Here is an 11161-nt window from a genome sequence, read left to right on the forward strand (position 1 = left end):
TCCGATGATGAATATGAAGCGTCAGTTGGCCTGGTGGGGCCATCGGAGTTGTTGCGTGGAATCGCTTACCCAGTGCGGCCCGGGTGCCGCCATCTTCGGTGGAGTTGCCAATGTGATCTGCAGCCGAACGGCAAACGGCGGTCGTGGAGACAATGAGCATGGATACAGCCGGCTAGCTGGGACTATCCTCTACCGGGGGAAAATAGCTGTCACAACCGCATGTGGCCGGCGAGCACGGCCGTGCGCGGGACCGTCGGTCGCCCTGAGGCCGCGATGGTGGCGTGCCGAACTGTTCGGCCCCTGTCGCCCACATCACAGCTGCGCCCGCAGTTCCCATGCCACGCCAAATTGAAGTGTTCAGTAGGAGCCACAGCAACATGCACCGTCGTAATCTGATCAAAGGTTTCGTTGCACTCGGCGCTTGTCCCATTTGCGCTGAAGCCGCGCGGGCGGCCAGCACCGAATGGGGATATGCCGGGCCGGTCGGCCCCGAACAATGGGGGCATCTGGACAAGACGAATTTGGTCTGCTCGGCGGGCATGCAGCAATCGCCGGTCGATATCAGGGGCGCGGTCAAAGCGGATATTCCGCACATCGCCATAGGTTGGCACAGGGGCGGCGGCAGAATGGTGAACAACGGCCACACCATTCAGATCAACCTGCCGCAAGGCAGCACGCTCACTCGGGGGGATCGTGTCTATGAGCTGCTACAGTTCCATTTCCATGCACCAAGCGAGCACCACGTCGCAGGTAAGAGTTTCCCGATGGAAGCGCATTTTGTCCATAAGGGCCGCAACAGCGATACTGTGGGTGTTCTGAGCGTGTTTCTGACGCCAGGCGCCACAAATGCCAGCTTTGCCCGGCTTGCTGCCGCATTTCCTGCAACGTCAGGCGAAGAGGCAGCCGTCGATGAAGTCGACCCGAACGAGCTTCTGCCGGCTTCGCTTGGCTACTGGACATATGAAGGATCTTTGACGACGCCGCCATGCACGGAAAACGTCGACTGGATGGTGGCGACGGAACCGGTTGATGTCGACCCAGCAGACATAGAGCGATTTACCTCGCTATATCCCGAAAACGCGCGCCCTATCCGCGCGCCCAATCGGCGCTTCATCCTGGGCCTAAGCTGACGCCCCGGCGTAAAAACCGCCTGCGCGTCATGTTGATCTGCTTTCAGAATCGTAAGGATGTGCTCCGCGTCGCGTAGGCGCTTTGGGAGCTCATTTCGCGCTGGAAGCGCACCAGGACCAAGTTCGGTAACGGTGTTAAGCCATTCTCATAAGGGGGAGAGGTAGGCGTGGCTTTCCTGTTCCAGCAGCATCCGGCCGCATACCGAGCCCATGAACTGGAATTCATGTCGGACCTTCGCAAGGGGTCCATCGCGGATCAAACGCCGTTTCCTTGGCTCAGTTCCGACAAAGCAATTATGATCGCCCTAGCCACCTCGATTGCGCTCTTGGTCGGGACGCAGGGCCAGCCCCCGCAGATCGATCACGCGATCCTAAGCCAGCTGCGAACGATTCAGATCAATGACGCATTGCTCCGGCGCGACGTCGCCCGCGCTGGGATGGATATGACATTGGACTACCGTTCGGTTGCTTCTATCGGGCAAGCGTTGCAAAAGACTCGTGTAAACTTGCAACGTTCTTTCGAGATTTCGTCCGATGAGAGATCAGAGCAATCCAGATTGCTCGCGCAGCTCATAGATTCGATCGAAAGCAAAAAGGCTGCCGTCTCAGTCTTGGTCGAACAAAATCAGCTCATGCAAAGCTGTCTTGCACAGCTAGCTCGCTCGATTGGCCGCCTTGGGGGAGCACCGTCGGGCATGGTTGAACTTTCGATGCTGATCGTGCTTTCGGCTGAACCGAGGCTCGTTCTGAGCAAGGCTGGAGCTGCCTTATCTTCTTCATGGAGGTTGGACGAAGCTGCCGATCAGATCGCATCTCCGGACACGTTCTCCAAGGCCGCCGAACTGGAGCGAGAGCATCTGGAGGGCTACAGCTTGGCCAGCGCGCACGCGCAGCGCATGCGACTTTTCCTCGGTTTGGTGTCCATATGCCTCTGCTTGTTTGCGATGATTCCGCCCTCCAGGCAGCCTCTGCGGACGAACCGGCTGAAAAGGCGGTTGGAGCTTGAAGAGGCAATGAGTGAGATCGAAACTCGCCTCAACGAAAGTAAAGCAAAGGACGCCTCGGCGCGCTTTTCCACCGAAGAAGCGCTCAGAGTCGTTCAACGCGTTTTCGATGCGGATCAATGCGCGCTCGCCCTAGTGGATCCGAGTCTCAGCAGGCATACCGAGTGCTTTGTGGCGAACACGTACACACCCGTCTGGAACGTGCCGCTTATTGATGAAGTCGTTTCACTTGTCCGCGCCGGACGGCCAGTGTTTCGCGTCGTTCGGACCGCCTTAGGGCTTTCCGGTGTTTGTCAAATTGTTGCCTGCAGGGCTTCCGATCAGCAGGTTGTGGTTTGCATCCTTGTTTTTGAAGGAGATCGCTCACTCCCCTCGGCAGACGACCTGCGGGTTCTTGCCAGCGCCATTGTGCGTTTGAGCAACCATCTTGAACTGCAACGTATAAATACGGAACGCGACCTTCTGGTGAGTCGATGGGAGCATGTGGAAAGGCTGAGGACCGTGGGCACGATCGCAAGCGGCGTTACACATGAGTTCAACAACATTTTAGGGGCAATAATCGGCTATTCAGAGATTGCCCAAAGCCTTGTGCGTCGCCCCTCCAGAATCCGTAATCACATCGACCAGATCATTTTAGCTGGACACCGAGCCAAGCTGATCGTCGACCAGATCCTGTCACTAAGCCGAAACCGACAGCGCGTGGCAGTGCCATTCAACGTCTCCGAAATTGTCATGGATCTTGCGCCATTGCTGCGGGTCACAGTTCGGTCGGATGTTCAGTTGAACTTCAAGATCAACGAGTGGCAAACGGTGGTCGAGGGCAGCCCAACCGAGATACAGCAGATCCTCATGAATCTATGCAAGAACGCGTCGGAGGCTGTCTTGAACGAGGGCCGTGTCGAGGTCAGCGTTTCTCGCGCTCAGGTGCGCCAAACCAAGCCGCTGGCTCAGGGCACCTTGAGACCTGGAGATTACGTTCTCCTCTCCATCAGCGACGATGGCCCGGGAATCGCAAGTTCGATACTTCCGCATGTCTTTGAGCCCTTTTTTACCACGCGCTCTGTCGTCGGCGGGACCGGGCTGGGTCTTGCTGCGGTTGACAGGCACGTGAGCGCGCTCGCAGGATGCCTTGATGTCACCTCGGCTGTTGGCCGAGGGACGCGGTTTGATATCTACCTACCGGCCTCCGACGAGGAGCCAGTCACCGCTGACATCGCTTTCGGTCGGTACGACGGACCACTTGGCAACGGAGAAATCGTTGCAGTCGTGGAGCCCGATCCAGCAGAGTTGGAGATCTACAGGGACCAGATCGCCGCGCTGGGTTATGAGCCGGTCGGCTTCGCGAACCTTGAAGGTCTTTGCGAGTGGACCGAAAGCGGGAAGGCAGCAGACCTGGTGATTTTAGGTAGAACGCCTTTCCTGGAGCGAGGACAGGCCGAATCCGTATGCCCCACCCTCATGACGGTGCCTGTCATAGTCGTCGGCCAAACCGACTCCATGCCGGTCATATCCGCTAATCAGGCCCTCGTCCTTTGGCTAGCGAAGCCGGTCTCATCCCGGACAATGGCGCATGCGGTTCGTACAATGATGATGGCATGATACCGCCGAATCGCTCAGCCTATCCAACCACTGCGAGAAGGCCCGTCAAAAAGATATCGAAGCAGAACAGAATAACGCGTCGACACCGGCTTACCGATCCCGAGACGTTGTTCCAGCCTTAGTGCTTGTTGAGAAGGTCGGCTACTGTCTCTCCCCGCCGCCGGGCATCGGCGGCGAGCCATACCTCTCCTACCTCATACACGTCGCCTTGGGTACGGAACGGTATGATGACGTCAATGGCAGCCGACAGCATGTCAAGAAGCGTGCGGTCTTCGACAGCGGCTCCTTGCGCGCTGCTCTTGACGAGTGAAAAGAGCTTTTTGAAACCTTGTACCGGATCAGCCCCATGAATCGTTGATATCGATCCCGCATGGCCGGAGACGACTTCACTAAGGTAGGCCCAAGCGGCGTCATCGCGCATCTCGCCAAGCAATATTCGATCAGGCCGCATGCGCAAACTGGCTTGCAACAGTTGCTCGGCCGTCACCGCACCTGCGCCTGCTCGGTCCTTTGGATAGAGTAAGCGGACATGGTTCTCGTGCGGGATTGCAAGTTCGAGCGTGTCCTCGATGCTGATCAACCTCTCATGCGGGGGTATAGCGTTGATCAAAGTCTTGCTCATTGTCGTTTTGCCGCTTCCAGTCGGTCCGCAAAGCAGCATTGTGAGCCGCCCGCAGACGCAGGCTCGCAAAAATTGCTCCAAGTCACCATGGTCGTAGTGCTGAAGAATCGTTTCGTCCTGCCGCTCTTGGCGCTCTTTTCGTGACCGCCATTGATTCCAACGCGAATATTCGTAGCGAGAAGAAACTTCCTTGAGTTCGGTCACACGACTTGAGGGACGCCGTATCGTCAGGCTTATTGTTCCTGAGGGTACTGCGGGGGGCAAACAGATCTGCAGCCGCTCTCCGTTCGGCAACTCAGTCGCACAGAGGGGGCTTTGCGGTCCGACATCTTGCTTGCGCAGCGCTCCGGCGAGGATCGCGATGTCCTCCAGATCGTCATAAGACAGCGGCAGTGGATGTTTCGTGAAAACGCCGGCCTGTCGGACAAAGGCTTCCCCAGGCCGGTTGATAGCGACCTCTTCGGTTCTTGGCTCCTCAAGCCATTTCAGAACGGGATCGAGAAGCAAACGCAATTGAGGATCAGCCTCCGATTGCATTGTTGTTTCTCCGGCGTTCGCGATGTTGGGGGGATGGCGCTGCGGCAGTCGCTCTAAGATCGTATACATCCGAGAAGTCGAGGTCCCGAGCCACAAAGATGGATACGGCGTCTCCTTGGTTTTTCTTCAGGGTTGGGGGAAGGTTGATCGTCGCTCTCAATGTCGTCTCGACGGCTTGTCCACCATTGCTCTGGAAGCTGTTGGTGCCGCTTCCTCCGCCAGAGCTGGCCGCATATTGACCAGCCGCCTGAAACGCGCCTTGGATGACGCTCATGAGAATCGCTCCGCCAAAGCGTTCCCGGAAGTGATTGTCCACCGTGCCAGGCATTCCGGAGCGGCCGAGCTCGTCAGCGCCCGGCGATGCTATCGAAACGAGGGCATGGTCAGGTGTTTCGATGCGCGTCCACAGCACGAATACACGCGCATCCCCCTGCTGGAGACCGCGCTGGATCTCGCCAATCACGGTTGTCCCGCGATCCAAGAGCACGACGTTGTTGGTGGCGCCTCGGACGGCTTTAGGTAAGACGCACTTCACATAGCCGGGTAAATTTGTGTCGACCGCAGTTTGCAAAATGCAGGGAATGATCGTTCCTTGAGTAATCACGAGATCAGGGTGCGGCAAAAGTGTGGCCCGGCTCGGCTCCTGTATATCTGGCTTCAATCGGCCTGACAGATCGCCACCGTTTGAAATCTCATCCGCTGTCCCCGGAGCATCATTTTGCTTGTCTTCGCTCCGCTGATCGGCATTGGGCATTTGACCGCTGCCGCTGTAGGCGAAAATTGGTGATTCCTCCGGCGGCGGATCATCTGCCGCTGGTGGGGGCGGCGTGGATGGCGCAGGCTCTGCCGCCTTGGCCGCCTCTGCGGGTGCTGGAGGTTCTGGAGCAACCTCGATTGGCACGGGACGGAATGGCTCGACGTTGGCGACAATTGGCGGCTTTGGCTGAGATGGTTCGTCTTGTGTGCTGGAACGACCTCCGAGCCAGATGAGCGATAGAGACGAGATGAGAACAAGAGCAGCGACGGCCAACTTCTGCGATCCCGAAACATGCCGGCGGGCCGGCTCCGAGACCATCGATCCGGATGCATGGACATCATGTCCCGCCTGTGGGCCGGTTTCATTCATCGTCCCGAGCCTTTCAAAACGCGCCACACGTCGGGTGTCACTGTACCGGTCGCTGGCGCTCGTCCCACAGGGTCATAAGCTCTGTTGAAAATGGACAAGACCGTGTTGCCATCTCTCAGACGCCATTCCCGGGCGACGGCGGATACTTCAACATAGTCGCCTTTGACCGTGTAATTGGCAGCGGCTTCCTTGCCGTCGGGATTGATAACGTAGAGGGAGGGTATGCGGGAATTGCTTGCGAATCCAAATACGGTCGTAAAGCCATTATCGAAGACTTCCAGCGGCGCCAGCGACCGATCGCCCTTTGCGACGTAGTGAAAATTGCTTTCGTCCGGACTGGCAGCTGCGGCGGGCCGATTCAACAAATCCCGAACTCTCTCGTCTTGCAGCACTCTCGCCCGGGCCTGGCCAAGAATCGAGCGCCTTTCCGCTTCCTTTCTCTGAGCAGCAGCCTCATCAGCAGGATAGGTGAACTGCACACTGTAGTATAGGTCTGGTTGCTCCTCATCGAGTTTGGGCATCGCTTTCGTTGAAATACTGAAGACGTATCTGCGTGTACCGGACTCGCTCTCGGCCAGCACGACGACCGGCTGCGGCGACAGCATCCGGCTAGCCTTGAAAAAGAGATAATTGGCGCGCGGGAGCGCAGCCAGGTCTTTGCTATTGGAAACAGCCACGGCTGCGACGGTCTCGTTTGCCGCGAATGTGACAACCAGCGTTGCCCCAACTGCGGTCGATAGGCGCACCACTTCGTCGGGGCGGTAAGCCAGGTAGCGCATCCGCGCATCATGCTTGCCGGCAAGTGGCGTGTCTTCGGCGCACGCTTCCATCGTTAGGAAGAGTGAACAGGCCAGCGCCAGAAATGCTCTTTTTGTCATGGCTGCACGAAGCCCAGGTTCGATACGGTGTCTTGCGAGGCTTGGTAGGATGTGACGAGTAGACCTCCCGGATTGGTGAGCCTCGATTGCCCAGGCAGACCCGTCAAGCGCTCGTAGCGGATGGTAGCAGTCCAGGAGGTCACTATCGGCGTCTGCCCATCGATAACAAGCGTACGTTTGTATCGGATCTGCTGAACGTCGGGACTGATGTCATTTGATGAAATATGCCCGACCTCGAGCTTGCCGCGCTTCCCAACCGTGACCTGCGGCGAGGTGGGGTTGGGATAGTTGAAGAAATCTTGATATTGCTGTTGCACAGAAGGTGCGCTGAAACTGGAGACGAGGTCATAGGCGTATTGGGCTGTATCTGCCGTGTAGCCCTCGCGCAGGCGTACATATTCCCACAGCGAAGCGTTTATGACGGCTCGGTCTTGGGTTGCCGGCAGTCGAGAGATTGACACTTCGCTGTCAACGGTACCGTCCGGCCGCACCCAGAGGAACACAGGTACGAGCTTGGCCAACGGGACCATGGCAGCGATGGTAAATGCCTGGGCGACATTTCCCAGGACCGCCGCTGCGGCAAAGGCTATAAGCGCCTTTGACAAGCGCCGCGCAGACTTCGCTCGTGAAGTTTGAAACGCTTCCACCTTCTTGTAGTGAGCGGCTAGCGTTTCTCTCTCCACCAGAAGGGCATGTTCAGGAAATTTCACTTGGGCTCTTCCGCGCACTCGACCTGAAGATCCTCAGGAGTGGTTTCCCATTGTCCCGCGTTCAGTTGGAATGGCGTACCCGTGCAGGTCGCAAGCCGATCGGTTGTCTTGCAGGCCGCCAAAGCGAGGATTAGCAACAGTAGATAGCGTTTCATGTTTTTGGCACCGGTTGATTGATTAACCACCCGCCGTTTTGGCAAAGTAGCGGTTGAGGTTGCTAAGAGGTCGGTTCTCGCCTGCCAAAGAGCCGCCGGCGATGCTGCTGGCGATCGTCGGAAGCGCGATGATCAGAGCGTCGCCAGCGAGGAAGAGCATGTCGAGCTCGTAAAGCCCGATGATCTTGGCTGCTGTCGTGCCCGACATTTTGATTATGATAAGCATTGCTGTCAGCGAGACTGCTTCGGCCGCAATAACTATCGTCGCAACGATGTTGAGAAGGAGAAGCAGCAGCCCGTACGAGAGCAGTTGGCCGATCCATCTGGTGGCCATGTCTCGCGTGCGATCAAAAAGGTAGCCGACAAGGACCAGGGGTCCGATCGCCAAGAGCAGCTTCGTCAGAATTCCAACGGCATCGTAGATCTCGAACGCCGTCCACAGCGAGCCGTAGAAAATCCATTGCGCTCCCTGGAAGGCAAGTATGTCCTGGCCATTCATTGTCCCAATTTCGGAAGCAATCATCTGAAAAGCATACTGACTTGCAGCAAACATAAAGTCTAGCTTCCGAGGAATATCGACGAATGGCAAGTCGCTGCTACTTATATGGTGAGCAAACCTTGGAATCGTGTCGTCGAAGAACGTTTCAATGTACTGCTGGTAGTTGGACTGGTCCAAGATCAGGGCAACGACAATCGACACCATGATTACGCGCGAGATACTCCCGCGCGCATCGACTTGACCGCGCATGACCAGACAGCCTTGTATTATTATCCAAAGCGTTACACACGCGACCAGAGGTGCGCTGACCGCCTCTTGGATCTTTTCAAGCACGTTGTGCAGCCCTGAGGTAAAGGCCAGATCAAAGATCGTGTGTATGGCCGTGAATGGCGCGGCAATCTTGAAATTCATGGCCTGAGCCTGATTTGTCCCTGATCAGCCCAGTTGAGCCGGACGAACTTTGCGTGGTTCACGGCAGTGTGCCAAACATCTTGGCGGTGTCCTGGCGCTCGCGACGCTGCGTGGCGGCCTCCTCCACGGCGTGAAGGCTGCCTTGTGCAGTGGTCATCGTCAGCAGACTCGTGGCCTCGACATTTTGGATGACCGCATCGTGAATCTGCTTGAGGACCAGACCGTTGGTCACGGTGGCCTGCACAATATTTCGCGAGCGCGAAAGCTGACCAGGCGTGTTGTCGTTAGCCTTAAGGCGCTTGTCCATTACGTCCAGAGTGTCGGCTGCAAGAGCTGCCGCATTGGCGGCACCAGTGATTTGCTCCTCTAACAGTTTCGCTTCTGAATCGGTGCCGGTGACTCTCCGGGTTGGGTCTTGCACAATGGTACGCGCCATGGTCGAAACCGGCGCCCGAGCATCAAACATCTGCCCGTCCAGCTTATTGCTCGATGGGTAGTGGTTTCCCTGGTTCAGTGCGCCCAGCAGTCCCGTGACAGCAAATGACGACTTCAGTATCTCTACCATTTCGATCGTGGTAGCGAGCGTCTGAGCCGATTTTATAAGCATCGCCGCAGTGGAACCCGCTGTTAGTCCCGCTTGTACTGTCAATGCCGGGTCGCTGACGATAAATTGCGACCTGGCCTGTGTGCTAAGCAGAAAGGAAACAGCAAGCGTCGTCACTGCAAGCTTGGCAAATCTCATGAATATTCCTCCTTCAGTCTTGAACTTCGTGGTAACGAGCCATGAACTCGTCGAGCCACCCGCTTGGGGCATCTCCGTGCTGGTCACGAAGCTGGTCGGCAAAGCGCACGGTGTTGGCCCGCCCCGAGAGTACGGCTACGTACTCGCGCATCTGGCCAAGGTCGAATTCGCAAACAACACTCCCGCTGTCGCGCTTGAGCAAAAACTTGCGGCTGCCAATTGCCATTCCGTGGCGGATCGCCTCGAACTCCTGCGTGGTGCACTTCAAACCATCGACATACGCAGCCCGGTCCGCCGTCGGTGACGGGTAGAAAATCTTCGTCATGCATTGCGCAACGAGACTGGCTCCCAGCGGCGATTCCAGCACGTGTTCGGGCTGCTGCGTTGCAAGTATCAACATCCCGTTGTTCTTGCGGACGGTGAGCAAGAACTTGTCGATAACAGCCGAGAACTGCGGGTTGAGCAGATAGAAGCGAAATTCGTCGCAGCTCATGACGAACCGACGGCCATCGACAACGGCGCCCACGCGGTGCAGAAGATATGCGGCGGCCGGCGCACAGACCTCCTCATATTCCAGGAGCTGCGTCATGTCGAAGCCGGTGATGGAGGCATCAAGCCTTACTTCGTCGACATCGCCGTCAAAGGCCCATCCAAGCGCATTCCCTCTACACCACCGCTGCAGCCGTGCTCCTGCGCCCTCGGAGGGGCCGTGCAGCAGGAATTCGCGCAGGCCCGCAATTGAGCGCATCACGGGTTCGAACGAAAGTTGACGAACAATGCCACGTTCTAGTCGACGGCTTTCCTCCGGCGAGATCGGACCGCGGCCGTCACTCTCGATAAGGGCCATCAACCATTCGCGCAGAAAGTCCAACGAGGCGGAGGTGTTGTCCAGTCCACGCAGAGGGGCCAAGCCGCTCGGAGCGCCTCTGCGCAAGGCTAGATATGTCCCCCCCGTGGCCCGCACCAGCAGTTCACCACCCCGGTCCTTATCGAAAAAGACGATGGCACCATCGCGATCGACCACGCTTTGCTCAAGCATCGCGAGGATAAAGGTCATCAGCGTCGTCTTGCCTTTGCCGACTGGCCCGAATATCGCCGTCATGCCCACGTCATTCTCATGGGGGATGTAGTCGAAAGAAGTTCCACCGTTCGTGCGGAAGCGCGCAACAGCTTTGCCCCAGTGGCCGGATGCGGAACCGTTTGGGAAGTTCTCAAATGACACAAGCCCGGCAAAATTGTGCGAGGTGATGGCCCCGGGGCGTGTGCGCCACCTGTTGTTCCCCGGAAGTTGGGACCAGTACGCGGCCTCCATACCGATACCCTCTTGGACGATGACGGCGCCCGCATCGGCCAGCCTTCCGCGGGCATTTGCTGCGCGATCTGCAAGGCTGTTGAGGCTCTCGGCATAGACGCACAGGCTCAGATGATGCGAACCCATGACGAACTCGTTGCTTGCCAGTGCGTCCTCTGCTTCGGCAAGTTCATTGATCTGGGTGAGAGCCTTGTCGCCGGCGCTCGTCATCTGGCTGGACTTAAGGCTAAGCTTCGCATGAGCTTGGGGCCGAGTGAGGAAGGAAAAGCTCTGGCTGAGCACAAGCGGGAAGTTGGCCGACAGCAAGGGATTTAGCATGCCGGGCCGCGTCGTCGCCGGATATTCACGGAACGAAAACAATGACCCCACCGAGCTGCCCCCGGGCCGTCGAATCTCAAGCGCCCGCTTCCCGCAGATGACCTGGTCAGTGTAGATC

General features: G+C 57.6%; 10 protein-coding genes. 2 read left to right on the plus strand and 8 right to left on the minus strand.

Features of this window, described 5'->3' with window-relative positions:
- The first annotated feature begins 377 nt into the window (after positions 1–377).
- On the plus strand, positions 378–1130 hold the full coding sequence (locus tag FJ419_RS29620; RefSeq protein WP_064993307.1) for a carbonic anhydrase: 753 nt from the start codon (positions 378–380) through the stop codon (positions 1128–1130).
- 167 nt (positions 1131–1297) lie between these two features.
- Positions 1298–3733 carry an ATP-binding protein gene (locus FJ419_RS29625; RefSeq protein WP_064993308.1) on the plus strand — a complete coding sequence of 812 codons (2436 nt, stop codon included), beginning with the start codon at positions 1298–1300 and terminating at the stop codon, positions 3731–3733.
- 118 nt (positions 3734–3851) lie between these two features.
- On the opposite strand, the gene virB11 is transcribed toward FJ419_RS29625, so the two are convergent.
- The 8 genes from virB11 to FJ419_RS29665 all read right to left on the minus strand — a co-directional run.
- Positions 3852–4892, minus strand: a complete 1041-nt coding sequence (virB11, locus tag FJ419_RS29630) for a P-type DNA transfer ATPase VirB11 (RefSeq protein ID WP_013533334.1) — start codon at positions 4890–4892, stop codon at positions 3852–3854.
- Positions 4876–6018, minus strand: coding sequence for a type IV secretion system protein VirB10 (virB10, locus tag FJ419_RS29635; RefSeq protein WP_064993310.1), 1143 nt, complete (start codon positions 6016–6018; stop codon positions 4876–4878). The genes virB11 and virB10 overlap by 17 nt, the downstream gene beginning before the upstream one ends.
- Positions 6015–6896 carry a TrbG/VirB9 family P-type conjugative transfer protein gene (locus FJ419_RS29640; RefSeq protein WP_064993311.1) on the minus strand — a complete coding sequence of 294 codons (882 nt, stop codon included), beginning with the start codon at positions 6894–6896 and terminating at the stop codon, positions 6015–6017. The genes virB10 and FJ419_RS29640 overlap by 4 nt, the downstream gene beginning before the upstream one ends.
- A complete protein-coding gene (locus FJ419_RS29645; RefSeq protein ID WP_013533337.1) occupies positions 6893–7606 on the minus strand; it encodes a type IV secretion system protein VirB8 in 714 nt (237 codons plus the stop codon). The genes FJ419_RS29640 and FJ419_RS29645 overlap by 4 nt, the downstream gene beginning before the upstream one ends.
- Positions 7603–7761 carry a type IV secretion system lipoprotein VirB7 gene (locus tag FJ419_RS29650; protein WP_013533338.1) on the minus strand — a complete coding sequence of 53 codons (159 nt, stop codon included), beginning with the start codon at positions 7759–7761 and terminating at the stop codon, positions 7603–7605. The genes FJ419_RS29645 and FJ419_RS29650 overlap by 4 nt, the downstream gene beginning before the upstream one ends.
- 22 nt (positions 7762–7783) lie before the next feature.
- Positions 7784–8671, minus strand: coding sequence for a type IV secretion system protein (locus FJ419_RS29655; RefSeq protein WP_064993312.1), 888 nt, complete (start codon positions 8669–8671; stop codon positions 7784–7786).
- 58 nt (positions 8672–8729) lie between these two features.
- Complete coding sequence (locus FJ419_RS29660) at positions 8730–9413, minus strand: type IV secretion system protein VirB5 (RefSeq protein WP_064993313.1); 684 nt, start codon at positions 9411–9413, stop codon at positions 8730–8732.
- A 13-nt stretch (positions 9414–9426) separates the two neighbouring features.
- A partial coding sequence (locus FJ419_RS29665) for a VirB4 family type IV secretion/conjugal transfer ATPase (RefSeq protein ID WP_140700730.1) occupies positions 9427–11161 on the minus strand: 1735 nt, incomplete at its 5' end.

Source organism: Mesorhizobium sp. B2-6-2, assembly GCF_006440615.1.
Lineage (GTDB): Bacteria > Pseudomonadota > Alphaproteobacteria > Rhizobiales > Rhizobiaceae > Mesorhizobium.

Coding starts and splice junctions, on each gene's coding strand:
- FJ419_RS29620 (WP_064993307.1), top strand. CDS start 378: ATGCACCGTCGTAATCTGATCAAAGGTTTCGTTGCACTCGGCGCTTGT.
- virB11 (WP_013533334.1), bottom strand. CDS start 4,892: ATGCAATCGGAGGCTGATCCTCAATTGCGTTTGCTTCTCGATCCCGTT.
- virB10 (WP_064993310.1), bottom strand. CDS start 6,018: ATGAATGAAACCGGCCCACAGGCGGGACATGATGTCCATGCATCCGGA.
- FJ419_RS29640 (WP_064993311.1), bottom strand. CDS start 6,896: ATGACAAAAAGAGCATTTCTGGCGCTGGCCTGTTCACTCTTCCTAACG.
- FJ419_RS29650 (WP_013533338.1), bottom strand. CDS start 7,761: ATGAAACGCTATCTACTGTTGCTAATCCTCGCTTTGGCGGCCTGCAAG.
- FJ419_RS29655 (WP_064993312.1), bottom strand. CDS start 8,671: ATGAATTTCAAGATTGCCGCGCCATTCACGGCCATACACACGATCTTT.
- FJ419_RS29660 (WP_064993313.1), bottom strand. CDS start 9,413: ATGAGATTTGCCAAGCTTGCAGTGACGACGCTTGCTGTTTCCTTTCTG.